Origin of the sequence: Paraburkholderia sp. (genome assembly GCF_028283785.1) — a bacterium.
GTDB lineage: Bacteria > Pseudomonadota > Gammaproteobacteria > Burkholderiales > Burkholderiaceae > Paraburkholderia.
In genome coordinates, this window is the sequence record NZ_JAPWKB010000014.1 from 254,960 (window position 1) to 281,328 (window position 26,369).

The window sequence follows — 26,369 nt, forward strand, 5'->3', positions numbered from 1 at the left end:
ACATAAATTCCACTATTGTGGAGACGCCAGAACTTGGCGGCGAATGCAGTTTGATCGTTTGTGATTGTTTATGCTCGGTTATGATATGTTTGCGACTTTCAACCGGCGAGCAGGTGGAGACATGCAGCGAACGCGACAGGATGCGGTGGAAGGGTTGTTGCCCGACGAACGGGCGCAGCGGATTCTGGAACGGCTGCGCACGCAGGGGCGCGTGCTGGCGTCTGAACTTGCCGTGGAGCTGAACACGTCCGAGCACACCGTGCGTCGCCATTTGCGCGATCTCGCCGATGCCGGGCATTGCAAACGCGTCTACGGCGGCGCGCTGCTGACGTCGCCTGCCGACCAGCCCGCGGCCACGCGGATGCGCGAAAGCGTCGAGCGAAAGGCCTCTCTGGCCGAGCTGGCGGTGTCGATCGTGCGGCCGGGGCAGGTGATCCTGCTCGACGCGGGCACCACCAATGTCGCGATTGCCGCCGCGTTGCCCGACAACGCGAACCTGACGGTCGTGACGTCGTCGCCGCAAGCGTGCGTGCAGCTGATGGACCGGCCGGGCTTCGACGTCATGCTGATCGGCGGACGGGTCGGGCGGCAGGTCGGCGGATCGATGGGCGCGACGGCCTTGCTTCAGGTTCAGCAACTGAAGGCCGATCTCTGTTTTCTCGGCGCGTGCGCGCTCGATCCGGTCGAAGGCATTGCCGCGTTCGACGCCGAAGACGCCGAACTCAAACGCGCGATGATCAAGGCGAGCGGCCTCGTCGCGATCGCGATGACGTCGGAAAAGCTGATGACATCGGCGCCTTTTATCGTTGCGCCCGCCACGGAGATCGACTATCTGATCGTCGAAGCCGATCTGTCCGCCGACCGCCTCGCCGGACTTCAACGCGTGTGCGACACCGTGTTGGTGGCCGCCTCATGAAACCCGTCAAAGAACGTTATGCGACGCTCGCGGTGTTCCTCGCGAACGGTTTCGGGATCGGCGCGTGGGCGGTCGAAGTGCCGCGCATCAAGGAAAGTCTCGCGTTGAGCGACGCCGCGCTGGGCATCGCGCTGTTCGCGTTCGCGCTCGGTGCCATCGTCGCGATGCCGTTGGCCGGACGGCTCGCGCCGCGCTTCGGCAGCGGTCGCGTGACGGCGCTGCTCGGCGTGCTGTTCGTGATTGCGTTGCCGTTGCCCGCTTTTGCGCCGGGCTTTGCGTCGTTATGCGCGGTGCTGCTGATGCTGGGCGCGGCGAACGGCGCGCTCGATGTGTCGATGAACGGGCATGCGAGCGCTATCGAAGCGCATTGGCCGTCGCCGATCATGTCGTCGTTTCATGCGGCGTGGAGCGCGGGCGGATTGCTCGGCGCGGCGTCGGGCGCGATGATCCAGCGCGCGGGATTCGGTGTCGAAGGCGGGCTGCTGTTGCCGGACGCGTTGATCGCGCTGCTGATCGTCGGCGCGGCGCTGCTGGCGTTGCGCGATGTCGGACCGCGTGCCGCGCATAAGCCGGACGAGGCGGGCGGATCGGGCGCGTTCGCGTGGCCGTCGGCGGCGGTGATGAAGCTGGCCGGGCTCGCGTTCCTGTGCATGATGGTCGAAGGCGCGGTGGCCGACTGGAGCGCGGTGTTTCTGCGCTCGCAACTCGACGGCGATGCGAGCATCGCGGCGCTCGGCTATTCGTCGTTCGCGTTGTCGATGGCGGCGTGCCGGATCGTCGGCGATCTGTCGGTGCGGCGCTTCGGCTCGAACCGCGTGGTGGCGCTCGGCGGCGCGATTGCCGCGACCGGTCTCGCGCTGGTGTTGCTGTGGCCGAACGTCGTGACGGCATGCGCCGGATTTGCGCTGGTCGGCGTGGGACTCGCGAACGTGGTGCCGGTGATCTTCAGCGCGGCCGGCCGTTCGACGCCGACACCCGCAGTGGGTGTCTCGATGGCCGCGACGGCCGGTTATGCCGGTTTCCTCATCGGGCCGCCGCTGATCGGCTTCGGCGCGGGTCTGGTCGGCTTGCGCGCGGCGTTGTGCGTGCTGGCGATTGCCGCGCTGGTGGTCTGCGTGGTCGGCGGTAGGGCGGTCGGTCAGGTTCGCGGCAAACAGGCGGCGGTCGTGAACTGACAGCGCGCGCAGTAGCGACCGCGCGCGTCGAACCGGTGGGGTTCGACGCGCGCCGGCCGGCGTGTGCGCTTCAACGCACCAGACAAGGCCGCTTGTTATCGAAGGTCCAGTCCGGAATCAGATATTGCATCGCCACGCCGTCGTCACGCGCGCCGAGGCCGTGCTGCTGATACAGCGCATGGGCATTTTCGAGTTGGTCCATATCCAGTTCGACACCCAGGCCCGACTTCTGCGGCACCTTCACCTTGCCGCCGACGATCTGCAGCGGTTCTCGCGTCAGACGCTGACCGTCCTGCCAGATCCAGTGCGTATCGATCGCGGTGATCTTGCCGGGCGCGGCCGCCGCGACATGCGTGAACATCGCGAGCGACACGTCGAAGTGATTGTTCGAGTGCGAGCCCCACGTGAGCCCCCAGTCGTTACACATCTGCGCAACCCGAACCGAGCCTTGCATGGTCCAGAAATGCGGATCGGCTAGCGGAATATCCACCGACTGCAACTGGATCGCGTGACCCATCTGACGCCAGTCGGTAGCGATCATGTTGGTGGCGGTCGGCAATCCCGTCGCGCGACGGAATTCGGCCATCACTTCGCGGCCCGAATAGCCGTTTTCCGCGCCGCACGGATCTTCCGCATACGCGAGGACGTCGTGCTGGTCGCGGCACAAACGCACGGCTTCTTTCAACGACCACGCGCCGTTCGGGTCGAGCGTCACACGCGCGTCCGGGAACTGTTCGGCAAGCGCCGTGACCGCTTCGATTTCGGCGTCGCCGCTCAGTACGCCGCCTTTCAGCTTGAAGTCGTTGAAACCGTAGCGCGCCTTGGCCGCCTGCGCGAGCCGCACGATCGCGTCGGGCGTCATCGCGACTTCGGTGCGCAGACGTTCCCAGTCGTCGCGACCGTCCGCGCCGCTGGCGTACGGCAGGTCGGTCCGGTGACGGTCGCCGATATAAAACAGGTAACCGAGCATCTCGACTTCGTCGCGTTGCTGGCCTTCGCCGAGCAGTGCCGCGACCGGCACGCCGAGATGCTGGCCGAGCAGATCGAGCAGTGCGGCTTCGAGCGCGGTGACCGCGTGAATCGTCGTGCGCAGATCGAAGGTTTGCAAGCCGCGTCCGCCTGCATCGCGGTCGGCGAATTGCGTGCGCGCCCGATTCAGCACCGCTTGCAGATTGCCGATGCTTTGACCGACCACGAGCGCGCGCGCATCGTCGATCGTCTTGCGGATATTTTCGCCGCCCGGCACTTCACCGACGCCCGTGTTCCCCGCGCTGTCCTTCAGGATCACGATGTTGCGCGTGAAGAACGGGCCGTGCGCGCCGCTGAGATTCATCAACATGCTGTCGCGACCGGCGACCGGCACCACGCGCAGTTCGGTGACGGTCGGCGTGGCGTTCGATTGGGTAGGATTCAGTGACATGAGAGTTCGACCTGACAGGTTGTAGATTCGGAAAGCGTGTCTTTTACTCGTCGCTCGATTCGACCAGCGGCAAATGCGACTCGTGGTAGCCGCGGTCGGCGCACAAGGTAGGTTGTCTGATGACAGTGTACGTTTTTATCGGGATCACCCCGAAGCGGTGTTTACCCGCAACATGTCAGTCCTGTTAGGCTTGGTAAGCTTGCAGAATTGGTTGGTCAAAGGGTTTTGAGTCAGGATGTCGGACAACATAAACATGTCCGACATCGCACGAACGTGCGTCGTCGCGACAGCCGGTTTTGCTAGAATGACGCGATGCCGCAGCAGATTCCGAAGCCGGTTCTGATTCACCACCGAATGACCCGTCGAACCGGGTCGAATCCAAAACTATGAGTTCGCTGACAGAAAAAGTGGTGGGTACGCTTTCCGACGAAATCCGGCGCGGTGCACTCCGGCCGGGCGACCGCATCCCATCCGAAAACGCGTTGATGAAGCAGTTGTCGGTGAGCCGGTCGGTGGTGCGCGAAGCGATTTCGCGTTTGCAGGCGGCGAAGGTCGTCGAGACGCGCCATGGAATCGGCACCTTCGTGCTGACGCCGGGCAACGACGACACGATGCAGCTTCCGGCGTCGGATCTGTCGAACATGCTCGATGTGATGGCGATCATCGAGTTCCGGATCGACGTCGAGGCTGCGGCTGCGGCGCTGGCCGCGAGCCGTCGCACCGACCAGCATCTGAAGCAGATCGCTGCGGCGCTGGAACGCTTCGAGGCGGAACTGGCGCGCGGCAATACCGACGTGCTCGCGCACGATATCGAATTCCATTTGCAGATCGCGCGCGCCAGCGGCAACCGTTATTTCTTCGACGTGTTGAGCCAGTTGGGTCGCGCGGTGAGTCCGCGCACGCGCCTCGGATCGAAAGAGATCGCCGAACTCGACCATATCGGCCACCTGCGCAATGTCCTCGCCGAGCATCAACTGATTTATCGCGCGATTGTCCGGCAAGACGCCGACGACGCGCGCGCCGCGATGCGCATGCATCTGAGCAACAGCCGCGAGCGTCTGCGCCGCGCGCACGAGGTCGGCGCGGAGCGCGGCCCCGGTCGTTGAGGCCGATGCGTCACGCGGTCCACGCATACGCGTGAAATTGCGCCTCCAGCGCCGGACGCGCGGTATTGCCGACGTAATTCGTGATCGTCGACGCTGCGCACACGCCGATCACTTCGAGCAATCTCGCCTTGTCGAAACCGGCGTCGATGAACGCGTCGATATCGCGGTCGTCGAGATGTCCGCGCGTTTCGATCAATGTTTTCGTCAGGTGCGACAGCGCGGCGTGCGAGCGGTCGGCGGGAAGGCGGCGCTCGCGGATCGCTTGCACATCGGACGGCGTAAGACCTTCTTTCAGCGCGAGCGCAGTGTGAAATGCGACCGCCCATGTGCAGGCATTCGTGACCGCGTTGGTCAGCAATAAAGTCTGGATCTGCGCTTCGGTGAGATTGCCCGAATGAACCTTCTGGAACAGTCCGATAAAGCCGCCGATCAAAACCGGCGACTCGGCCATCGTGCCTGCAATGTTCGGGATGATCCCGAAGTTCTGCTGAAGGGCGTCGAGCACGGGGCGCGATTGTTCGGGTGCGGATGCGAGGGTGTGAATGCGATAGAGCGTCATGTCCGTTCCTTGAGAATGGCGCGCGACAGATGCGTCACGCGATGACCCAAGCGTAGAAGGACAGCGGTTTCGGCTCAATTACCCCGGATGTCATCGCCGACACGCAGCGAGTGGCCCGAGTTGCGGTTACGTCGCGTCGTGCGTATCCGATGCCGGACCGACGCTTACCCAGTAACGCGTGCGATACAGCACGCGCACGGGCAAAGTCGCGGGCAACGCGGCCAGGATGTTGTCGGTGTTGTCGAGCTGGAACGCGCCGGTGATGCGCAGCGTGGCGGCGGCCGGATCGCAGCGCAGCAGGCCGCGCCGGTAGCGCGCGATTGCCGCGAGAAAATCGTCGAGGCGCATCCGGTCCGCGAACAGCACGCCGCGCGACCAGTCGGCGATATGGCGGTCGGCGGGGCGAAGCGGATCGACCGATACCGACGTGAACTGCGTTTGCTGACCGGCATCGACGATGCGCTTCAGATGCGGCGCGTCGCGAGGCGTGATTTCGACTGCGCCGTGCAGCACGGCGACCAGCGTGTCGCGCCCGGACGGCGTGTCGTCGCGAATCACGAAACGCGTGCCGAGCGCACGAATCTGCCCATCTCGGGTCTGCACGATGAACGGGCGGTACACGCCCGACGGATTATTCGTGTCCGGGCCGGTTTCGACCAGAATCTCGCCTGAATTGAGAATCACGCGGCGTTCGGTGGCGTTGAACGCGATGTCGAACGCGGTCGCGGTGTTGAGATCGACCTGCGTGCCGTCCGCGAGCACGACCGACCGATGTTCACCGACGGCCGTGCGCTCATCCGACGTCCACTCGCGCCACGGCATGTCCTTATAGGCCAGATACGCGCCCGGCGCGGCCACCAGCATCACGGTCAGCGTCTTGATGGCCGCGCGACGGTCGATGCGGCTCTCGCGCCCAAGCGCGGGCATGCCGACGCCGCGCGGCAACATGCTGAATTTTTCGTTGAGACGGCAGGCGCGCTGCCAGGTGCGTTCGTGTTCGGGATCGGCGGCGCGCCAGCGCTCGCATGCGGCGATGTCGTCGGGCGTCGCGTCTTCCTGCAAGCGCACGAGCCACGCCGCCGCCGCGCGCACGATCGCGCGATCCAGCGGCCGCCCGTCGTCGGCGGGATGCGTCGCGCTCACGTCGTCAGCAGGATGCATTCTTCGTACGCGTCGGCCATATAGCGCTTGACCGTGCGAACGTGAACCTGAAGCCGTCCGGCGATCTCGGCGTAGGTCAGCCCTTCGAGTTGCGACAGCAGGAACGCCATGCGCGTTTTCGGCGGCAGACGATCGAGCATCGCGTCGATTTCATGCAGGGTTTCGAGAATCACGAGCCGGTCTTCGGTCGACGGCACGCAGGCTTCCGGCAGCACCGCGAGCGCGTCCAGATACGCGCGCTCCAGCGACAACCGGCGATAGTGATTCAGCAGCACCCGCCCCGCGACGGTCGTGAGATACGCGCGCGGCTCGCGAAGATCGACGTCGGCCGGCGTGTCCCACGCGGTGAGAATGCGCAAAAAGGTGTCCTGCGCCAGATCGGCTGCATCGAACGCGTTGCCGAGCTTCTTGCGAAGCCAGGACTGCAGCCATCCATGGTGATCGCGATACAGTGCGTGCACCTCGTGCTGCACGTCGAGTTGGACGGCGGACATCAAGCAACCCCTTATGCACAAACGTATCTGGCGTCTCTGCCAAATGAGAATAGTTATTATTTATAACCCGATCGTAAAGTTTGTGCAACGCTTTGCAATGCTTTGAGCGGGGAATCGCCCGTGTTGACGGACAGGGTGTTCCGCGCGCGCAACAGTCGTGTGGGTGCGTGCGTCGAGCGGCGGATTCGAGGTCGTATCCGGCGATGCGTGGATCGCGTGGCGATCGGGTCGCGACGAAGTATCATCGGCACTTCGTCAATAAATAGAACACGCTCGAATGAAGTCCGCACGATGGCCGGGGATTGTCTTTCTGCTGGTGACCGCAATCGGTTGGGCGCTCAACTGGCCTGCGATGAAGATTCTGCTGCGGGAATGGCCGCCGCTGTTTTCGCGCGGCGTCGCCGGGGTCGCGGCCGCCGTGTTGCTGATGATCGTCGCGCTGTGCGTCGGTGAACGTCCGCGCGTTCCCGCGCATCTGATGCCGCGCATGATGCTGGCGTCGGCGACGAACGTGTTTGCGTGGATGGGCTTTTCGACGCTGTCGATGAAATGGCTGAGCGTCAGCGAAGGCGCGCTGCTGGTCTACACGATGCCGATCTGGGCGATGCTGCTGGCGTGGCCGGTTCTGTCGCGGCGGCCTTCGCCGGGCGGCTTTATCGCGCTGTTTCTCGGGCTGGCGGGCGTGGTCGTGCTGCTGTCCGGCCAAGGCTTCGCGTTCGACGCCGGCAAGCTCGCCGGGATTCTGTTCGCGTTGTCGGCGGCCGTGCTGTTCGCGCTGGGCACCGTCATCACACGCACGCCGATCCCGGTGCCGCCTATCACGCTGGTCGCATGGCAAGTCGGCCTCGGATGCGCGCCGATGGTCGTGCTCGGATGGCTGATCGAGCATCCTGCGCTGAGCGCGCTCAAGTTCGACGGCTGGGCGGTGCTGATCTACATGACGCTGGTGCCGATGGGCGTCTGCTATCTGGCGTGGTTCGCAACGCTGCGTTATTTGCCCGCTGAAGTTGCGTCGATCGGGATGCTGATGGTGCCGATCATGGGCATCGTCGCGGCGGCGCTTGCGCTGGGCGAACCGCTCGGCATCAAGGAAGTCGTCGCGATGGCGCTGACGCTCAGCGGCGTGATGCTGGCGCTGCGCAAGAAAGGCGGCCAACCCGCGAGCGATCCGAAGATCGACGCGGCAGACGCCACGCCGCGCTGACGGCAAGCGGACTGCCGGCGACTGCGCGGCCGATGCAATACCTTCTAACCGACCGCACCGCAAAAACCGTCCGTTTCGCGCGATAAAATTCGTCGCAATCGAGGGGACATCTGATGCGCGAAGAAGCACCGGAACAGGGCGAAAACTATCAAACGCGAGTCGGCGCGCAGCGTCGCGAGAAGACGCGCAACCGGCTGATCGAAGCGGCCTTGGGCGTGTTTGCGCAGAAAGGTCCGGACGCGCCGCTGATCGACGATTTCATCGCGGCAGCGGGCGTTGCGCGCGGCACGTTCTACAACTACTTTCGCACCACGGCCGAATTGCTGTCGGCGGTCGCGGGCGAGAGCAGCGACGAAGTGCTGGCGGTGATCGATCCGCTCGTGCGTGAAGTGGACGACCCCGCGCTGCGCGTCGTGATCGGCTCGCGCCTGTATATCCAGATGGCGTCGCGCTATCCACAGTGGGGCGCATTCGTCACGCGGCTCGGCACCAAGCGCGGGTCCGGCGGCGTGTTGCTCGACGAGTACCTGACGCGCGACATTCAACGCGGCTTCGAAACCGGCCGCTTCAAGAATCTGCATTCCGCCGTGGCGCGCGATCTCGCGCTGGGCGCGATTCGCTACGGCATCGACACTGTGCTGACCGGCGACGCACCCGACGACTACGCCGAGCAGGCGATGTTCGCGCTGTTGCAGGCGTTCGGTGTCGATGCGCGCGAAGCGAGGACACTCGCCTATGTGCCGATCGGCGAACCGCCGCGACCGCGTGGTGTGTTCTTCGAGAGGATGGGCGACGCAACGCCGTCCGCGACATCGTCGCCGTCGTCGCGAGAAATGTAGCCGCACTGGTTACGGATTCATCCGTGCACCATCGGTGAAACCCACTACATTTTTTTATTTCGAGTTGTGATCCGTTTTTTTTTCGCTCATTGTGCATTGTGCACAACGGATTTGCGACATCGCATCTGAAGCGCCGTCAGGCGTAAGGCTGTGCGCATCCGTGTGAGGCGCGGCAATGGTTGCCGCTCGTGCCACCTCCTGGGCATGCCAATGAACTCACCGAATACGTCGATGTCACCGGCGGCCGCCGAGGCCGCTTTCATCAACCGTTCAGGCGCCGATGCGCGCTTGACTGTCGCCGGACTCAATCACGGTTTCGAAACCGATGACGGCGTTCAGACCACACTCTTCGCGGGCCTCAATTTCAACGTCCGTGCAGGCGAAATCGTGTCCATCGTCGGACGCAGCGGTGCGGGCAAGAGCACGCTGTTCAACCTGATTTCAGGCTTGCTGAGTCCGCAGTCGGGACGCATCGAAGTGGGCCGTCGCGCGGATGGCAGCGCGGGGCGCATCGCGTACATGCTGCAGAAAGACCTGTTGATGCCGTGGCGTTCGGTGCTGCAAAACGCGCTGCTCGGCATCGAGTTGTATCGCAAGGTGACACGTGCGGATATCGCGCGCGCCAAAGACATGCTGGCGCGTTACGGGCTGACGTCGGTGATCGATGCGTATCCGCATTCGCTGTCGGGCGGCATGCGTCAGCGGGTCGCGCTGACGCGCACGCTGCTGGTCGATCCGACGCTGGTGCTGCTCGACGAACCCTTCTCCGCGCTCGATTACGAAACCCGTCTCGCACTCGAAGACGACGTGATGTCGTTGCGCGAAGCGACCGGCACCAGCGTCGTGCTCGTCACGCACGATATCGAGGAAGCGATCGCGATGAGCGACCGCGTGATTCTGCTCGGCGGACGTCCCGCACGCATTGAAGATTCCGTCGATGTTCAACTGACCACGCAAGGTCCGCGCACGGCGGTGTCGTCGCGCGAAGCACCTGAATTCCGCACCTTGCACAAGCGCATCTGGGGCGGTCTGCGCAGCAACAATATCGATCACGCAGGAGCGACGACATGAGCGACATCGCTGCAGTTCAGACAGGCGTGACGCGTCGGCGTCCACGCGCAAAACGGATCAAGGCGCTCGGCGCGACCGGCGGCGCCGTCACGCTGATCATGGTGGCGCTCGTCGTGTTGTGGCAGGTGTCGGCGGGGCGCGGCTGGATCAACGGCCAGCTGTTCGGCTCGCCGCTCGGCATCTACAAGTCGGCGGTGATCGGCTTGACGCAAGGCACGCTGGTTTCCGACACGTTGACCACCTTGTATGAAACCGTGCTTGGGCTCGTGATCGGCAGCGGACTCGGCATCGCGCTCGGTTTGCTGCTGTGGTTCGTGCCGCGCGTATCGGGCGTCACCGAAGGCTTCGCCGTGATCCTGAACAGCATTCCGAAGATCGCGCTCGGACCGCTGATCGTGATCTGGTTCGGCTCGGACATGACGTCGAAAGTGTGGCTCGCGGGTATCTCGACGTTCGCGGTCGCGATGATCTCGTCGTGTGCGGCAGCGCGTGAAGTCGATCGCGATCTGCTGAACCTGTTCCTGTCGTTCAAGGCGAAGCCCGCCATGATCTTTCGCAAGCTGATCGTGCCCGGTGCATTGCCGTGGATCTTCTCGACACTGCGCGTGAATATCGGCTTTGCGCTGATCGGCGCGGTGGTGGGTGAATACATTGCGTCGCAAGCGGGTCTCGGCCACGAAGTGTTCGTTGCCGGCTCGCTGTTCGATCTCAATACCGTCTGGCTCGGCATCATCATTCTGACGTTGATGGCGACGCTGCTCTCCTGGATTGTTCAACTCGCGGAAAACCGGATCATTTCATGGAAAACAAAACGATGAAGCCGTCTGTCATGTCGCTGAAGAAAAAGTCGTCCGGCAAACTGGTTGCCACCCGTCTGGTTCAGGCGCTTGCCGCCGGCGCATTGCTCGCGTCGGTGGCGACGCAATCCGCGCAGGCCGCGGAAAAAGTCGTCGTGTATCAGGCGTTCCAGTCGATCCAGTATTTGCCGCTGTACGTCGCAATCGATAAAGGTTTCTTCGCCCAAAACGGCCTCGACGTGCAGAAAGTGACGGCGGGTAGCGGCGCGCAAGGCGTGGCTGCAGTGATCGGCGGTCACGCGGATTTCTCGCTGCAAGATCCGATGACGGCCGTGCTCGCGAACCTGAAGGGCGCGACGCTCGTCAACGTCGCGAACGTGGTGGCGGGCGTGCCGGTGTGGATCCTGACGCCGCCGGATTCGGGCCTCAAAGGTCCGTCCGATCTCGCGGGCAAATCGGTGTCGGCCGCGTTGCCGCCTTCCACCAGCACGTATCTGCTGCAACGCCTGATCAAGGAACAGAAGATCTCCAACGTGAACCTGAATACGGTGCAGATCGGCACGGAACTCGCGCCGGTTTCGGCAGGTCGCGCGGTCGCGGCGGCGCTTTACGAGCCGCAGGTGGATCAGGGCATCGCGTCGGGCTACAAGATTCTCTACGCGTTCCCGAAGGCTTATCCGGGCGGCTACATGTTCTCCGCGATCGACACGCTCGCCGCCACGATCAAGACGAAGCCGCAAATGGTTTCGGCCTTCGTGAAGTCGATCGCGCAAGCGGAAGCGTTGATCCAGTCGTCGCCGGAAACCGCCAAGGCGATTGCGGTAACGGAGTTTCCGACGCTCGATAAGAAAGTCGTCGAAACGGCGGTCGATCGTCTGATCGATCAGAAGATCTATGCATCGACGCCCGACATTTCCGAGCAGGCGTTCCGCAACGCGCTGGATTTGCAGGAGTACATCGGCAATATCAAGCCGGGCACGGTGACGTATGAAAGCACCGTCGACAACTCGTTTGCGAAGGCGCTCGTGAAATGACGGAACCCGCCGCTTCTTTCGTGGCCGGGCTGATCGCAAGCCGTGGCGACGATGCATCGAGCCGCGCGCGGCTCGATGCATCGCAGGCTCGCGCTGCAGCGTGCGAGTCGTGGCTGAAGGCATTCGTGCACCGTCCTCAGACTTATGAAACCGGCGCGGTTGCAGATAAACCGCTCGCGGGTTTGCCGTTCGGCGTGAAGGACCTGATGGCGACGCACGATATGCCGACCACCTACGGTTCGCCGATCTACGCAGATTACCGGCCCACGGAAGATGCGTGGATCGTCGAACGGATCCGGCATTACGGCGGCATCGTTTTCGGCAAGACGGTGACGACCGAATTCGCATGGCGCGAGCCTGGACCCACGGTCAATCCGTGGAACCGGCTGCATACGCCGGGCGGCTCGTCGAGCGGCTCGGCGGCGTCGGTCGGCGCGGGCATCGTGCCGGTTGCGGTCGGTACGCAGACGGTCGGCTCGGTGATTCGTCCGGCTGCGTTTTGCGGTGTGGTCGGCTACAAGCCGAGCTATGGCAAGTTGGCGACCACGGGCGTGCATCCGCTTGCGCCGTCGCTGGATCACGTCGGCTTTTTCGCGCAGTCGGTCGATCTCGCGGCGCTGTGTCATGCGCTATTCGTCGATGCAAAGCCCGAAGCGATCGCGTCCACGCAGGCCTGGTCGAATTACTTCGGTGCGAAGCGTCCGCGCAAACTCGGCGTGGTTCGCACGCCGTTCTGGGATCGCGTGACGGACGACCAGAAAGACAATTTCGAAGCGACGCTCGCGCAACTCGAAGCCGATGGCGTCACGCTGATCGACCTCGATCCGCTCGACGCATTGCCCGGCATGATCGACGCGTTGCATACGATTTTGCAGGTCGAAGCGGATCGCGTGATCGGTCCGGCGGCGGCGCAGCATCCGGACAAGATCAGCCGGCATATGGCGGTATTGACCGCGGCTGGCCGTGAGATGGCGCCGGGCAAATACGACGACGCCATCGCGTTGCAGACGCGGCTTCGCAGCGCGTTCGGCGAGATGCTCGAAGGCTGCGAGGCGATCGTGACGGTGCCGGCCACGGGCGGCGCGCCAGAAGGCTTGCTCGATACCGGCGACGCGACGTTCTGCGCGCCGTGGAGCTTCCTTGGCGTACCGGCAGTGACCGTGCCGTCGGGCAAATCGAAGAATGGCATGCCGTTGGGTTTTCAGGTGATCGGTCGACACGGCGACGATTTGCCGGTACTGCAAACCGCTGCATGGATCGAGCACGTATTGAAGTAGGGAGCAGTCATTGGCGAAGTTCTATCGGACCGCGCAGCAATACGTGCTCAGCACGCTGAGAGCGGAAATCCTGCAAGGGCTGTATCCGGCCAACACGCATCTGCGTCAGGAAGAGGTCGCGCGACGGCTGAATGTCAGCACGACGCCGGTGCGCGAGGCATTCCGCGACCTGCGGGCCGAAGGACTGGTATCGATCGATCCCAACAAAGGTGTGGTCACGCGCGGCCTGACACTGGCCGACGTGACCGGCATCTATGAATTGCGGATGATGCTCGAACCGCTGCTCGCGCAGCGCGCGTGCACGGAAATCACGGCGGCGGAACTGGCCGCCGCGAAGGCCACGCATGATGCGATGGTCGCGACCGCATCGCCGGAAGAGTGGTCGCTGATGAACGAGACCTTCCACGAGCACCTCGTCGGAAGTCAGGCACAGACGCGGCTGTTCGATCTGTCCGAATCGCTGTCGCATGCAGCGCGTCCGTACGTGAGTCTGTCGATGCATGTGAATCAGGAAATCATGGCGTCGAACAATCGCGAACACGCGGCGTTGCTGGCCGCCTACCAGGCGCGTGACGCCGACGCCGTGTACGCGCAGACGCGCAGTCACCTCGAAAACACCCGCGACGCCGTGGTCGAATACGTGGACCAATGGCTCGTCGATGAATCGCTGCGTCGGATGAAATCCGGCTGACGCGGCCGCATGAACGCCACGATGAACGATTCCGCACTGAACACCTTGTCCGCCGTCGATGCACGGCGGCTGATCGCGAGCCGCCAGGTTTCGCCGGTCGAGTTGATGGACGCCTGTCTCGCGCAGATCGCCGCGATCAATCCCGCCGTCAACGCATTGGCCGCGACCCGTTTCGACCAGGCGCGCAGCGATGCGCGCGCGGCGGAGCAGGCGGTGATGCGCGGCGACGCGTTGGGTCTGTTGCACGGCTTGCCGCTCGGCGTGAAAGATCTGGAGGAAACCGCGGGTTTGCTGACGACCTACGGCTCGCCGATGTTCCGCGCGAACGTGCCGTCGCAGGACAATGCGCTGGTCGCGAGATTGCGTGGGGCGGGCGCGATTCTGACCGCAAAAACCAATACGCCGGAAATGGGCGCGGGCGCGAACACGCGCAATGCGGTGTGGGGCGCAACCGGCAATCCGTTCGATCCGGCCTTGAATGCGGGCGGGTCGTCGGGCGGCTCGGCTGTCGCGCTCGCCACCGATATGCTGCCGCTTTGCACCGGTTCGGACACCGGCGGCTCGTTGCGGATTCCTGCGGCTTACTGCGGCGTGGTCGGGTTCCGGCCTTCGCCTGGACTCGTGCCCGGCGATACGCGCTGGCTCGGCTGGTCGCCGCTGATCGTGTCCGGCCCGATGGGCCGCAGCGTCGCCGATACGCGCTTGCAACTCGCGGCGATGGTCGGCTTGCACGGCGACGAGCCGCTTGGTGTCGAGTGCGATTTCCGCACGATTTTGCGCGCGCGCGACGTCGATCTGAGCACGTTGCGGATCGGCTTCACCGAAGACTTCGGCGTATGCGATGTGTCGAACGACGTGCGCGAGACGTTTCGCGCGAAGATGGCGTCGCTATCGCGTTTCGTGCGCGTGTGCGAGCCGGTCGCATTCGATCTCGGCGACGTGGACCGTTGTTTCGACGTGATGCGCGCGCAGAGTTTTATCGCTGGATTCAAGGACATTTACGAGCGCGATCCGACCTTGCTGGGCGCGAATACGCGGACCAACTACGAGATGGGTCTCGCGATGTCGATGGGCGATGCGGTGTGGGCGCACGCCGAACAGACGCGGATTTTCCGGCGTTTTCAGGCAGCGTATGCGCACTACGATCTGATCGTGTCGCCGACCTGTTCGGTGTCGCCGTTTCCGTGGCAACAGCTTTATCTCGCGGAAATGGATGGACGTCCGCTCGAAAATTACTATCGCTGGCTGGGTTTGACGTATGTGGTGAGCTTGCTGACGAATCCGGCGCTGTCGTTGCCGTGCGGCGTCGATCATGCGGGCATGCCGTTCGGCATTCAACTGGTTGGACCGTTCCGTGGCGACCGTCGCGTGCTGGACATCGCACAAGCGCTTGAAAGCGCGTTCAGCGACGACGACGCGATGCGTCGTCCGGTGCCGGATCTGGGTGCGCTTCGCAATCAGGAGGCGATGTTGAAGGCGATCGTGACGGAGCCTGCGGATGCGGGGTTGGCGCGGGGTGGGTAGGGCGCTGTATTCCCCGATTACAAGCTATCGCCTGTAAATTTCAGATACAGCCTTTAGCCTGTAATCGTACCCATCGCCGAACAGCGCCGCCTCGCTTACGTCAACTCCCGGCCGCCCGTTTCTTCGAGCATCGTCACCGCGATCAGCGACACGATCACGCAGCCGATCATGTACCACGCGGGCGCCATCGTATTGCCCGTCACGCGGATCAGCCACGCGACGACCAGCTGCGCCGTTCCGCCGAAGACCGACACCGCCACCGCATACGCGCTCGCCAGATAACCCGCGCGCACGTGCTTCGGGAAATTCTCCGGCATCATCGCGTAAGCCGGTGCCGAACCCATCGTGTAGAAAATCATCAGCAATACGATCAGGCTGACGACGACCGGCAGCACCGGAAACTGGTTCATCAGCCAGAACGCCGGATACAGCAGCGCGATCAGCATCACGCGACCGATGATCGTCAGTGGCTTGCGACGCTGCATCCGGTCGGACAGCGCGCCCCAGACCGGACACAAGGTCAGCGACACCGCCGCCGCGCCGATCGACACCAGCATCGAGAGTTTCGGCGACAGCTTCAGATACTGGATCGAGTAAGTCGGGATGTAGTACATCAGCACGTAAGTCGCGACCGTCATGCCCATGATCGCGAACACGGTCAAAAACCATTTGCGTACGAGCACCGGTTCGATCGCCGGGCGTTCGGTTTTCGCGGCCGGCGCTTCCTCGACAATATGACGGCGCAGATAGACGCCCACCGGCATGATCAGCACGCCTGCCAGAAACGGCACGCGCCATCCCCAGTCGAGCAGTTGCCCGCTCGTCAGGTGGTAGTTCAGCAGCGCGGCCATGCCCGAACCGAGCAACGCCGCCGCGCCCTGGCTCGCGAGTTGCCAGCTTGCGCGGAAGCCGCGTCCTTTCGCCGAACCGGTTTCGAGCAAGGTCGCGGTGGCCGCACCGAATTCGCCGCCTTGCGCGAAGCCTTGCAAAAGACGCGCGAACACGATCAGGACCGGCGCCGCAACGCCGATCGTCGCGTAGGTCGGCGCGAGGCCGATCAGCGCGGAGCCGAGCGCCATCAGCATGATCGTCAGCGTGAGCGCGGCGCGTCGTCCGCGACGGTCCGCATAGTGACCGAGGATAAAGCCACCCACCGGCCGCGCAACGAAACCGATCGCAAACGCCGACAGCGCCAGCAAGGTCGACACGACCGGATCGTGCGACGGGAAAAACAGCTTCGCGATGGTCAACGCGAAAAAGCTGTACACGGTGAAGTCGAAGAACTCCAGCAGATTGCCGATCACGGCGGCAACCACGATCCTCGCTTGCGAGGCGGGGGTGGAAGCCGTCATCGAAACGGGCTTCGCAATGGGCTTGGCTGACATGGTGAATCCCTTGTGCGCGGTTTTAGCGAGTTTTCCGCGTGTTTTATTGATGATGTTGCCGGTGGGCGCGCGACGCGCTTCAGCCGTTGTTCAGGCCCAGAAACCGCTCGACCAGGCGCGTCCAGTACGCCGCGCCGACGGTCAGGTTGTCGTCGTTGAAGTCGTACGACGCGTTGTGCAGCATCGGTGCGCCTTCGCCGTTGCCGAGCCGCAGGAAACAGCCGGGCTTCTGCTGCAGGTAGTACGCGAAATCTTCACTGCCGGCGATCGGCCCGAAGTTGTCGACCACACGTTCGTCACCGACCAGTTCGCGCGCCACTTCCAGCGCCAGCGTCGTTTCCTGCACGGAATTGACGACCACCGGATAGCCCGGCACGTAGTCGATTTCGATGCGCGCGCCGTGTGCATCCGCATGGGCCTGCGCGAGCGCGCGGATGCGCTGTTCGAGCAGCTTGCGCACGTCGGCGTCGAACGAACGCACGCTGATCTGCAGACGCGCTTTCTCGGGGATCACGTTTGCCGCGTGGCCGGCGTTGAACGCGCCGACGGTCACCACGGCCGTGTGCATCGGATCGACGCTGCGCGACACGACCGTCTGCAACGCGGTCACGAGCGCCGCGCCGATCACCACCGGATCGACCGCGAGGTGAGGGCGGGCTGCGTGACCGCCGCGACCGTGAATCGTCAGATCGACCGTATCGCAGGCGGCCATGAACGCGCCGCTGCGGAACATGAACGTGCCGGTCGGATAGCCGGGGTGATTGTGCAGACCGAAGATCGCTTCGCACGGAAAGCGCTCGAACAGCCCGTCTTCGATCATCCGTTTCGCGCCGCTGTCCGCGCCGATTTCCTCGGCGGGCTGAAACACCAGATGCACGGTGCCGTCGAAGCGCCGCGTGCGCGCAAGGTGACGCGCCGCGCCCAGCACCATCGTGGTGTGGCCGTCGTGGCCGCAGGCGTGCATCAGACCCGGCTCGGTGCTCGCATACGGCAGGCCGGTCGCCTCGTTGATCGGCAACGCGTCCATGTCGGCGCGCACCGCGACCGCGCGAGTGCCGCTGCCCGCTGTCAAGCTCGCCACCATGCCGGTGCCACCGAGTCCGCGCGTCACCGTGTAGCCCCAGCTTTCGAGACGCATCGCGACGAAATCGGACGTCTTGAACTCCTGATACGCGAGTTCCGGATGCTGGTGCAGATGATGGCGGATGCCGCTCAATTCTTCGCGGAGATCCTGAGTGTCGTCGAGGGAACAGAAATCCTGAGTGGCTGTCATGGTCGGACGTGCGGGAGAGTGAGGTAAGCGCTCAGTATTTCGCCGCAATAAAGGTCGATCAATGACGTTTCCAGGTCGATAATGTTGACCTGAATGTCAACAGAGGCCGCCATGTCGAGCGATCCGGGAATCTCCGCCGAAGCCGTCCAGGCCGCGCTGAACACGCGCAGCCTGCGCTATCTGCACGAAATCGACCTGCATGGCGGCGTGCGCGCGGCCGCCGACGCGCTATCCATCAACGGCTCGGTGATCAGCCGCCAGGTCGCGCAACTCGAACGTGCGCACGGCGTCGCCTTGCTGGAGCGGCGCGGCCGGCGCGTCACGCTGACGGAAATCGGCGCGAGCCTTGTCGAACATTTTCGTGAAAGCCAGCGGCGCGACGCGGTGATGCTGGCGCAACTGGAGGATTACCGTGGGCTGCGGCGCGGGCGGCTGGAAATCGGCGTGGGCGAGGGGTTTGTCGAGAATCTGCTGGCCACCGTGCTGGAGCAGTTCAGCCTTCAGTTTCCGGATATCGTGGTGGATCTGCGCAGCGGCGCGACCGCCGAAATCGTCGCCATGGTGCGCAACGACGAGGTGGATCTCGGGCTGTGCGCGGGCGGCGGCAGCGACCCGGCCATCCGCGCGCGCACCTTTCGCGCCGCGCCGTTCTGCGCGCTGGTCGGTCCCACGCACGCGCTGGCGGGCGAGCGTCGCATCCGCATCGGGCAACTGGCGGAGCACCGGCTGATTTTCATGCCGCAGCGTTTCGGCGTGCAGCAGTACCTCGATTCGATCATCCGCGCGGCCAGGCTGAATCTGACGCCCGCGTATCGCTGCGATCTGTTTTCGGCCGCGCAGGCCATCGCCGCGGCCGGACTGGGCGTGGCGTTTATGTCGACGGATGCCGCGCGTCAGTATCTGGACGCCGGGAAACTGGTCGCGCTCGAAATCGACCATCCTATCGCGCGTGAATTCAGCAGTCAGGTGATCCGGCGGGTCGGCCGGCGTCTGTCGCCCGCCGCCGAATTTCTATGGACGCAACTCGTCAAGGCGATGCAGAAACGCTGGTCGTCAGGCGCGAAATGAGTGGGACGTGCACGGACTTGCCGCGCGTTAGACGTCGAGAATCCGGAACTGCCTGAGGGTCTCGATCTGGGCTTTCAGATCGTGCGCGCGATGTTCCCGGCATAGCGCCTCGGCCGCGTCCGCATCCGCGCGACGCAACGCCTCGACAATCGCGCGATACGTCGCGGTTTGCGAATCGGTCCACGGAATCAGCCGCAAGGTCAGATCGCGAACGCGGCGCACCTGATCGCCACATTCGCCGACGATCTGCGAGAGCCTGGGATTGCCGCCGAGTTCGAGCAGATGCGCGAGAAACCCTTCGCGCGCGGCGGCCCACGCGTCGCGATCGCCTTTCGCAAACGCGCGTTCTATTTCCGCGCAGGCTTTGTCGAGCGGCTTCAATTCTTTTGCGGCCGGCTTGCGTGCGGCCACGGCGCCTGCGGCGGTCGCTTCCAGACTGCTCTGAACCTGATAGACCTCTTCGAGATCCGCAATGGACACATTGCGCACGCGCATGCCGTGACGCGGCACGATTTGCACCAGATGTTCGTTCTGCAAGCGGATCAGCGCTTCGCGAACCGGCGTGCGGCTCACACCGAATAGCGCGACGAGTTCCTGTTCGAGCAATTGCGCGCCGGGCCGGAACTCGTTGCTGAGAATTCTGGCGCGAATCTTCTGATAAACCGCATCCGTCGATTTCTCGCGCGGCGGCTTGCTGGGCGCTTCGGCGGTCCTGGCTACAGCCATAATGGGGCGCTCTGAAAACGGCACCGACGGTGCACGGACAGAAGCTTGCCGGGACGCACCCGGCAAACGGGATGCCCACATTATATGAGAACGGTCGATCCGGATCGCTTAACGTATACGTTAGCGGTTTTAAAACGGGCGCCTATTTGTCCCAGACTTCGTCCGGCAGCGGCAGTCCGGCGAGGTCGTCGGCGGTCAGTGGACGATCGACCGGCACGCCGTGGCTCTCCAGCATCAACATCACCTGACGCGTGTGTTGCGCGCTGTGCCACGCGGTGCGTTCGAGCACTTCGTGCATCGAGCGACGGCCGTAGTAGGTCGGCACGTCGTAAGTCAGCGAGCGGTCGGTTTCGTGTTCCCACCACGCGAGCAGTTTCATCCGGACGCTTTCGCCCCAACGCGCAATGTCCTCGGCTTGCCAGTCGGACGGCGGCACATCGTCGAAACTCTCGAAACGCAGTTCGGTCTGTTGCGCCGCTTCGACGCCCATTTCCGCGACGCGAAACACGTGGAACGTCAGCCCGGCCGGCGTGCGATTGCGATTGCGAAACGGCTCGCGAAAATGGTCGAGCGCGAACTGGCGTGTGTAACGCGCGTTCGACGCCAGCACATGCGCGAGTGTCGCGACCAGATCGGCGGGCGACAACGGCGGCGCGGGCGTCGTTTTCAGATCGAGAAAGCGGATCACGTCGTTGATCGACTGGCAGAACGTGTACTTCTGTCCAATCGCGACGACCGGCACACTGCGCGCGCCGAGCGCATCGAGCGCGGCGCGTCCGGCGGGATCGTTATGCACGTCGATCGATTCGAACTCGATCCCGTGACGCGTCAGAAACTCCTTGGTGCGCAGACACGACGAGCAGCCGGGCTGCCAGAACACCCGGATCTTCGAGCCGCCTGACGACGAACGGCGGGCGGCCTCGTGCGTCGTGTTTTGAGCGGTGGTGTGCAGGGTCTGTTGCATCGTGTGCTCCGTGAAAGGGTTCACCGTGACGATCATCTTCGGCGACCTGCGCCGCGCTGAACAGCAATGCTTCGGCATGCCGTCATCGCGGCGTGCGATGGCGCGCATCGTTTGCGCGAAGTTTGATTACACTGCACGAAAGCCGTTCTACGCCCACTCGCGATCACCGTATGCCGCCACTCGATCCGTTGTCGTTGAGACTGTTCGTCGCCGTTGCCGAGGCGGGCACGATCGCCGCTGCGGCCGAGCGCGAACATATCGCCGCGGCCGCCGTCAGCCGTCGCATCAGCGAGATCGAGGCGACGCTCGGCGTGGCCTTGCTGCGCCGCACGAACAAAGGCGTCGCGCCGACCGATGCAGGCGAGCGGCTGATCGCGCTCGCGCATCGCGCACTGCACCAACTCGACGACGTTACCGTGCAGATGCGCGACTATGCGAGCGGCACGAGCGGGCTCGTGCGGATGGCCGCGAACATCTCGTCGATCGTGCAGTTCCTGCCGCGAGAAATACAGTCGTTCGCGGCGAAGCATCCTCACGTGCGGATCCAGCTCGAAGAAAAACCGAGTGCGCTGGTGGTGCGCGCCGTCGCCGACAATGCCGCCGATCTCGGCGTGTTCACCGCCGTGCCGCACGGTTATCCGGTGCAGTCGTTTCCCTATCACACCGACAATCTCGTGCTCGTCACGCCACCGGGACACGCGCTGGCGGACGCCGGTTCGATCGCCTTCGTCGATGCGCTCGATTTCGAATTCGTCGCGTTGCCAGGCGACACGGCGATCAGCCAGCAACTGACGCGCGCGGCCAACGCACTCGCGCGCGGCGTCAACGTGCGGATTCAGGTGACCAGTTACGACGCGCAGTGTTTGATGATCGGCGCGGAGCTCGGCCTCGGCGTCATGCCGGACGCGGTGGCGCAGCAGCATGCGCATGCGTTGCGGCTCGGTGTCGTCGCGTTGACGGATGACTGGGCGCAACGCGAATTGCTGATCGGCGTGCGTTCGCTCGACGCGTTGCCCGAAGCGTGCCGGATGCTGGTCGCGCATCTTGCCGGTGTGTGATTTCGAGCGCCCGGTGTGACGTTCACTGCGGTTTTACACGGGCTGACGTTCGCGCCGACGCGGTGCTACCATCGGCCCAATCACGACACCGCGTGCGGGTGTCGAGCGCAGAGGAGACCCCGCCATGCCAGCGCCACGAGCTACCACGCCATCGTCCACGGCCCGATCGTCGCGTACGCGCGCGGACACAGTGCTGGAGCCGGTCGCGGGCGCCGACGCGCTCGACGCAGCAGAACCGGTCAGGCGCAATACGACCGAACAGGCGTATAGCGAACTGCGTCGAAGGATTATCGAAAGCGAACTGACGCCGGGTTCGTATCTGCTCGAAGAGGAACTCGGCGCGTTGCTCGGCCTGAGTCGCACGCCGGTTCGCGAAGCGGCGATCCGGCTGCAAAGCGAAGGGCTCGTGCAGATCGTGCCGCGTCACGGCATTCGCATCGTTCCCACGTCGATCTCCGATATCAAACACATCTACCAGGTATTGATCAGCCTCGAATCGACCGCGGCGGGACTCGTCGCGTCGCGCAAGGACGCCGATCTCGCGCCGCTCGAACGCGCATGCGAACAGATGACGGCGGCACTCGAAAGCGGCGACATGCTCGCATGGGCCGCTGCCGACGAAGTCTTCCACGAAACCTTGATCGCACTGGGCGGTAACGCACGACTCGTGCAGGTCGTGATGAATTGCCGCGACCAGGTGCATCGCGTGCGACGCTTTACGCAACGCGTGAAGCCGCATCCGCAACCGCTGAAATCGATTCAGGAACACTACGCAATCATCGACGCGCTCCGTTGCGGCAACGCAGCGAAAGCGAGCGCACTGTATCGCGCCCACCGCGAACGCGGCTGGCGCGATCAGACCAACGTGCTGCAGCAATACGGCATTCAGCAAGCCTGATCGTTGCATCCGGGACGATCGGGTCGTCGGGCGAACGGGCAAAAAAGCCCATCAAAAAGGGGTAAACCCACCTGTTCGCCTGCTGGACTTCGCCCGATTTAATGCATACATTAACTTACACGGTTATTGAATACGGCACGTCGCAGGCATCGCTGGATCGGAGTCGGATCCGGATGCCGAAGCGACGGATGCGCGCGTGCGCCGGCGTGCATTCGTCCGTTGAAACCGGATGGCGAAGTTCGCCGTCGAGCGGCGCGCAACCACCAATGACGGCAATCGACCGTCAATCATGGATGGAGACACCTACATGTTTGCGATTCGGGATTTCGCGCGAAGACTTCGTGTAACCGCTGCAGGTGGCGCGCTGCTCTGCGCCGCGAGTGCGCACGCCGCGCCGTTGACGGTCACGCACTGGGGCGACGGCATGTACGGTGTGCCGTTCGCCGTCGCGCTCGACAAAGGCTACTTCAAGGAAGCCGGCGTCGATGTGACCGGCTTCATCACGTCCGAAGGCGGCGGCACGACGGTCCGCAATGCGATGGCATCGGAAATACCGTACGGCGAAGTCGCGTTGCCCGCGGCGATCTCGGCGGTCAAGCAAGGCGTCGATCTGACGATCGTGCATGGCGGCGTGCAAAGTCTCGCCGATCTGGTCTGGGTCGAACTGAAGGCCGGCACGATCACGAACATCAAGCAGATGAAGGGCAAGTCGATCGGCTACAGCAGCCCGAAATCCACCACCGACACCGTCGTCACGATCGCGCTCGACCGGGCGGGTTTGACGGGCCAGGTGACGCGCAAACCGGTGGGCAGTTCGAGCGGCATGCTGACCTCGTTGCAGCAGGGCGCGGTGGATGTCGCCTACATGACCGAGCCGTCGTACAGCGCGAAAAAAGACCTGCTCAAGATCGCGTTCCGCTCGACCGATATCGTGCCTGACGAAACGCAGACGGTCGGCATCGTGCGCACCGATTATCTGAAGGCGCATCCGGAGGTGATTCGCGGCATTATCGCCGCGCGCCGCAAGGCCGTGCAGTACATCACCGCGCATCGCGCCGAGTCCGCGCAGATCCTCGCGAAGCAGTACAAGATGGACCCGGCCGTTGCCGCGTCGGCGATCAACAACGTGCTCGACAGTGCACCGAAATACTGGAGCGAAGGCAGCTTCGACCGCAAGAGCATGGACGAAGTGCTGAAGGGGCTGATTCTCGTGAAGGCAATTCCCGACGGTCCGTTCGACTGGTCGAAGATCGTCGATGAATCGCTTTTGCCCGCCGATTTGCAAACGAAGAAGTGAGGCCGCGATGAGCGCATTGTCACGTCGCACGAAGATTTCCGTGGTTGCGAACAGCATGCCGTCCACCGACGGCGACCGCGTGCATGCGCGGCTCACCGATGTCACGCGCATCTATCCGGGCAGCGGCGACAAGCCGCCGTTTCACGCGCTCGGCCCGGTCAGTCTCGACTTGCGCGCAGGCGAATTCTTTTCGGTGGTCGGGCCGTCGGGTTGCGGAAAATCGACGTTGCTCGACGTGCTGGCCGGCTTGAATCCCGCCAGCGGCGGCGACGTCGAATTCGAAGGCCAGACGGTTGGCCGCGAAGTGCCGGACGGCGTGGCGGTCGTGTTTCAGGAAGACGCGAGCTTTCCGTGGCTCAACGTGTTCGACAACGCCGCGTTCGCGGCGCGGCGCGCGGGCGTGCCTGAAAACGAGGTACGCGAACGGGTCGATCACGCGCTGTCGTTCATGGGTCTGAAAGCGTTTGCGCGTGCGTATCCGGCGCAACTGTCGGGCGGCATGCGGCAACGCGTGTGCATCGCGAGAGCGATGGTCGTGCGGCCGCGTCTGATGTTGCTCGACGAGCCGTTCGGCGCGCTCGATCAGCAAACGCGGCTGCTGATGGGCGACGAAACGCTGAAGCTGTGGCGCGATACCGGCGCAACCGTGATGCTGATTACCCACTCGATCGACGAAGCGGTGTTGCTGTCGGACCGGATCGGTGTGATGTCGGCGTGTCCGGGACGCTTTATCGCAACCATCGAAACCGGCTGGCCGCGTTTGCGCGACAGCAAGATCGCACTCGACGCGCGCTTCGGCGAACTCACCGCGCAAGTGTGGGGACTGCTGCGCGACGAAGCGTTGAAAGCGCTCGGGAGCCAGTCGTGAACGCGGCCGCGCGCTGGCGTGTCGGGCTGATCGTCGGCCTGATCGTGCTGCTCGAACTCGCGACGCGGCTCGCGTGGATCAACCCGGTCTCGTTTATTCCACCATCGATGATGGTGTTGAGCGCGTGGCGGCTGCTAGTGTCCGGCCAGTACACCACCGACATCGCGCAGACACTCGGCAGCGCGTTGCTCGCGGTTGTGCTGGCGGTTGTGGTCGGCTTCGTCGGCGGCGTGCTGCTGTTTCGTCTGCCGCGTTTGCGCCGCGTGCTCGATCCGTTGCTGCTGTCGTATTACGCAGTGCCGGTGTTCGTGCTCTATCCGATCCTGATCGTGATCTTCGGCCTGAACCGCTGGCCGTTGGTGGGGATCGGCTTTCTGTTCGCGGTGGTCGCGATGGCGGTCAATACGCTGAACGGACTCGAACGCGTGCCGCGCGTGCTGTTGCGCACCGCGCGCGTATGCCGGATGAACGCGTTCGACGAAATCCGGCTGATCACGTTGCCCTCGAGCTTGCCGTTCGTCTTCACCGGAATCAAGTTGACGGTCGTGTATGCGTTTATCGCCGTGGTCGCGGGCGAGTTCGTGTTGTCCGGTTCCGGCTTCGGCTATCAGATCGCGTTCGCCTACAACGCGTTCGACAACCCGACGATGTACGGCCTGATGGTGTTGATGCTGATCTTCGTGGCGACGCTCAACGCGCTGTTGCGCACCGCCGAAACACGTCTTTACCGGCGCATCCGACGGGAGGCCGCATGAGCACGATCGTTGTCACGCATACCGCACGGCCGCGTCACGCGCGACGCTGGCTCGATGGCGTGGTGCTGGTGGTCGTGCTGGCCGTGTTATGGCAGCTGCTCAGCGAATGGCTCGGCCCGGAAGTAATCACGACGCCGTGGCGCACCGTGCATCGCGCGATCACGATCGTCAGCGATGCGGATTTTCCTGAAAGCCTTTACGTGACCTCGCTCGCGTTCGGGACGGCGTTCGCGATCTCGGCGGTGTTCGGCGTCGGTCTCGGCTTGCTGCTCGGCGCACGCAAGATGGCCGGCGACGTGATGGAGCCGTTGATGATGGGCTTCTATTCGATTCCAAAAGTCACGCTTTATCCGGTCGTGCTGCTCGCATTCGGTTTGGGCCTGTGGGCGAAGATCGTATTCGGCGTGATTCACGGCATCGTGCCGATCACGCTATTCACGATGAACGCGGTGCGCAACATGCCGCCCATTTATACGCGCGCGGCGCATACGTACCGCTTGAGTCCGGTCGAATTTGCGCGACACGTGCTGTTTCCCGCCTGCGTGCCGGAGATTGTCGCGGGCTTGCGGATCGGGTTTTCGTTGACGCTGCTCGGCACGTTGATCGGCGAAATGTTCGCGTCGCAAAGCGGTATCGGACGGATGTTGATGATCGCGATGAACCGCGCCGAAACCAGCACGATCATGGCGCTCGCGCTGATGCTGTTCGTCTTCGCGACGCTCGTCAATCTGCTGTTTCTCGCCTGGCAGAAGCGTCTCACCCATAGCGACTGATTCACGGCGATGATCCATCGCGTTCGATCTGGAGAC

The 26,369-nt window shown here is 63.7% G+C and carries 26 protein-coding genes; 18 read left to right on the forward strand and 8 right to left on the reverse strand.

Features of this window, described 5'->3' with window-relative positions; translation table 11 throughout:
• The first annotated feature begins 121 nt into the window (after nt 1-121).
• Both PW947_RS17135 and PW947_RS17140 read left to right on the forward strand, forming a co-directional pair.
• Nucleotides 122-916, forward strand: coding sequence for a DeoR/GlpR family DNA-binding transcription regulator (locus PW947_RS17135; protein WP_299633534.1), 795 nt, complete (start codon nt 122-124; stop codon nt 914-916).
• Nucleotides 913-2,091 (forward strand): MFS transporter, encoded by a 1,179-nt coding sequence (locus tag PW947_RS17140; protein ID WP_299633535.1) that lies wholly within the window; start codon nt 913-915, stop codon nt 2,089-2,091. The genes PW947_RS17135 and PW947_RS17140 overlap by 4 nt, the downstream gene beginning before the upstream one ends.
• A 70-nt stretch (nt 2,092-2,161) precedes the next feature.
• On the opposite strand, the gene gudD is transcribed toward PW947_RS17140, so the two are convergent.
• Nucleotides 2,162-3,511, reverse strand: a complete 1,350-nt coding sequence (gene gudD, locus PW947_RS17145; RefSeq protein ID WP_299633536.1) for a glucarate dehydratase — start codon at nt 3,509-3,511, stop codon at nt 2,162-2,164.
• A 386-nt stretch (nt 3,512-3,897) separates the two neighbouring features.
• Between gudD and PW947_RS17150 the strand changes: the two genes are divergently transcribed.
• Complete coding sequence (locus tag PW947_RS17150; RefSeq protein WP_299633537.1) at nt 3,898-4,617, forward strand: FadR/GntR family transcriptional regulator; 720 nt, start codon at nt 3,898-3,900, stop codon at nt 4,615-4,617.
• A gap of 10 nt (nt 4,618-4,627) precedes the next feature.
• Here the strand turns inward: PW947_RS17150 and PW947_RS17155 are convergent, their stop codons facing one another.
• The 3 genes from PW947_RS17155 to PW947_RS17165 form a co-directional block, all read right to left on the reverse strand.
• Nucleotides 4,628-5,176, reverse strand: coding sequence for a carboxymuconolactone decarboxylase family protein (locus tag PW947_RS17155; RefSeq protein WP_299633538.1), 549 nt, complete (start codon nt 5,174-5,176; stop codon nt 4,628-4,630).
• 126 nt (nt 5,177-5,302) lie between these two features.
• Nucleotides 5,303-6,337, reverse strand: coding sequence for a FecR domain-containing protein (locus PW947_RS17160; protein WP_299633539.1), 1,035 nt, complete (start codon nt 6,335-6,337; stop codon nt 5,303-5,305).
• The gene (locus tag PW947_RS17165; RefSeq protein ID WP_299633540.1) at nt 6,316-6,831 is read right to left on the reverse strand and encodes a sigma-70 family RNA polymerase sigma factor; all 516 of its coding nucleotides are present in this window, start codon (nt 6,829-6,831) and stop codon (nt 6,316-6,318) included. Before PW947_RS17165 ends, PW947_RS17160 begins: the two co-directional genes overlap by 22 nt.
• Nucleotides 6,832-7,108: 277 nt before the next feature.
• On the opposite strand from PW947_RS17165, the gene PW947_RS17170 reads away from it, so the two are divergent.
• The 8 genes from PW947_RS17170 (at nt 7,109) to PW947_RS17205 (ending at nt 15,268) form a co-directional block, all read left to right on the forward strand.
• Nucleotides 7,109-8,035 (forward strand): DMT family transporter, encoded by a 927-nt coding sequence (locus PW947_RS17170; RefSeq protein ID WP_299633541.1) that lies wholly within the window; start codon nt 7,109-7,111, stop codon nt 8,033-8,035.
• Nucleotides 8,036-8,148: 113 nt separating this feature from the next.
• Nucleotides 8,149-8,874 (forward strand): TetR/AcrR family transcriptional regulator, encoded by a 726-nt coding sequence (locus PW947_RS17175; protein ID WP_299633542.1) that lies wholly within the window; start codon nt 8,149-8,151, stop codon nt 8,872-8,874.
• Nucleotides 8,875-9,084: 210 nt separating this feature from the next.
• Nucleotides 9,085-9,945: an ABC transporter ATP-binding protein gene (locus PW947_RS17180; RefSeq protein ID WP_299633543.1), complete on the forward strand. Its 861-nt coding sequence runs from the start codon at nt 9,085-9,087 to the stop codon at nt 9,943-9,945.
• A complete protein-coding gene (locus PW947_RS17185) occupies nt 9,942-10,763 on the forward strand; it encodes an ABC transporter permease (protein WP_299633544.1) in 822 nt (273 codons plus the stop codon). The genes PW947_RS17180 and PW947_RS17185 overlap by 4 nt, the downstream gene beginning before the upstream one ends.
• Nucleotides 10,745-11,776, forward strand: a complete 1,032-nt coding sequence (locus PW947_RS17190) for an ABC transporter substrate-binding protein (protein ID WP_299633545.1) — start codon at nt 10,745-10,747, stop codon at nt 11,774-11,776. The genes PW947_RS17185 and PW947_RS17190 overlap by 19 nt, the downstream gene beginning before the upstream one ends.
• Nucleotides 11,773-13,053 (forward strand): amidase, encoded by a 1,281-nt coding sequence (locus PW947_RS17195; protein WP_299633546.1) that lies wholly within the window; start codon nt 11,773-11,775, stop codon nt 13,051-13,053. The genes PW947_RS17190 and PW947_RS17195 overlap by 4 nt, the downstream gene beginning before the upstream one ends.
• Before the next feature lie 10 nt (nt 13,054-13,063).
• On the forward strand, nt 13,064-13,744 hold the full coding sequence (locus tag PW947_RS17200) for a GntR family transcriptional regulator (protein ID WP_299633547.1): 681 nt from the start codon (nt 13,064-13,066) through the stop codon (nt 13,742-13,744).
• Nucleotides 13,745-13,765: 21 nt separating this feature from the next.
• Nucleotides 13,766-15,268 (forward strand): amidase family protein, encoded by a 1,503-nt coding sequence (locus PW947_RS17205; protein WP_299633548.1) that lies wholly within the window; start codon nt 13,766-13,768, stop codon nt 15,266-15,268.
• Between the two features lie 95 nt (nt 15,269-15,363).
• Here PW947_RS17205 and PW947_RS17210 read toward each other — a convergent pair whose 3' ends face one another.
• Together PW947_RS17210 and PW947_RS17215 are read right to left on the reverse strand one after the other, a co-directional pair.
• Nucleotides 15,364-16,653, reverse strand: coding sequence for an MFS transporter (locus PW947_RS17210; protein WP_299633549.1), 1,290 nt, complete (start codon nt 16,651-16,653; stop codon nt 15,364-15,366).
• A 79-nt stretch (nt 16,654-16,732) separates the two neighbouring features.
• Nucleotides 16,733-17,926: a M20 aminoacylase family protein gene (locus tag PW947_RS17215; protein WP_299633550.1), complete on the reverse strand. Its 1,194-nt coding sequence runs from the start codon at nt 17,924-17,926 to the stop codon at nt 16,733-16,735.
• Nucleotides 17,927-18,037: 111 nt separating this feature from the next.
• Here PW947_RS17215 and PW947_RS17220 point away from each other — a divergent pair, with 111 nt between their 5' ends.
• Entirely contained in the window at nt 18,038-18,994 is a 957-nt protein-coding gene (locus PW947_RS17220; protein ID WP_299633551.1) for a LysR family transcriptional regulator, read from the forward strand.
• A gap of 27 nt (nt 18,995-19,021) precedes the next feature.
• Here PW947_RS17220 and PW947_RS17225 read toward each other — a convergent pair whose 3' ends face one another.
• The gene (locus PW947_RS17225) at nt 19,022-19,720 is read right to left on the reverse strand and encodes a GntR family transcriptional regulator (RefSeq protein ID WP_299633552.1); all 699 of its coding nucleotides are present in this window, start codon (nt 19,718-19,720) and stop codon (nt 19,022-19,024) included.
• A 142-nt stretch (nt 19,721-19,862) separates the two neighbouring features.
• The gene (locus PW947_RS17230) at nt 19,863-20,684 is read right to left on the reverse strand and encodes a glutaredoxin domain-containing protein (RefSeq protein ID WP_299633553.1); all 822 of its coding nucleotides are present in this window, start codon (nt 20,682-20,684) and stop codon (nt 19,863-19,865) included.
• A gap of 170 nt (nt 20,685-20,854) precedes the next feature.
• Between PW947_RS17230 and PW947_RS17235 the strand changes: the two genes are divergently transcribed.
• From PW947_RS17235 to PW947_RS17260, 6 genes are all read left to right on the forward strand, one after another.
• Entirely contained in the window at nt 20,855-21,742 is an 888-nt protein-coding gene (locus PW947_RS17235) for a LysR substrate-binding domain-containing protein (protein ID WP_299633554.1), read from the forward strand.
• A 124-nt stretch (nt 21,743-21,866) separates the two neighbouring features.
• Nucleotides 21,867-22,640, forward strand: a complete 774-nt coding sequence (locus tag PW947_RS17240; protein WP_299633555.1) for a GntR family transcriptional regulator — start codon at nt 21,867-21,869, stop codon at nt 22,638-22,640.
• Nucleotides 22,641-22,947: 307 nt separating this feature from the next.
• Entirely contained in the window at nt 22,948-23,937 is a 990-nt protein-coding gene (locus PW947_RS17245; protein WP_299633556.1) for an ABC transporter substrate-binding protein, read from the forward strand.
• A gap of 7 nt (nt 23,938-23,944) precedes the next feature.
• Nucleotides 23,945-24,805 (forward strand): ABC transporter ATP-binding protein, encoded by an 861-nt coding sequence (locus PW947_RS17250; protein ID WP_299633557.1) that lies wholly within the window; start codon nt 23,945-23,947, stop codon nt 24,803-24,805.
• Complete coding sequence (locus PW947_RS17255; protein WP_299633558.1) at nt 24,802-25,560, forward strand: ABC transporter permease subunit; 759 nt, start codon at nt 24,802-24,804, stop codon at nt 25,558-25,560. The genes PW947_RS17250 and PW947_RS17255 overlap by 4 nt, the downstream gene beginning before the upstream one ends.
• The gene (locus PW947_RS17260; protein WP_299633559.1) at nt 25,557-26,333 is read left to right on the forward strand and encodes an ABC transporter permease subunit; all 777 of its coding nucleotides are present in this window, start codon (nt 25,557-25,559) and stop codon (nt 26,331-26,333) included. Before PW947_RS17255 ends, PW947_RS17260 begins: the two co-directional genes overlap by 4 nt.
• Nucleotides 26,334-26,369 lie beyond the last annotated feature (36 nt).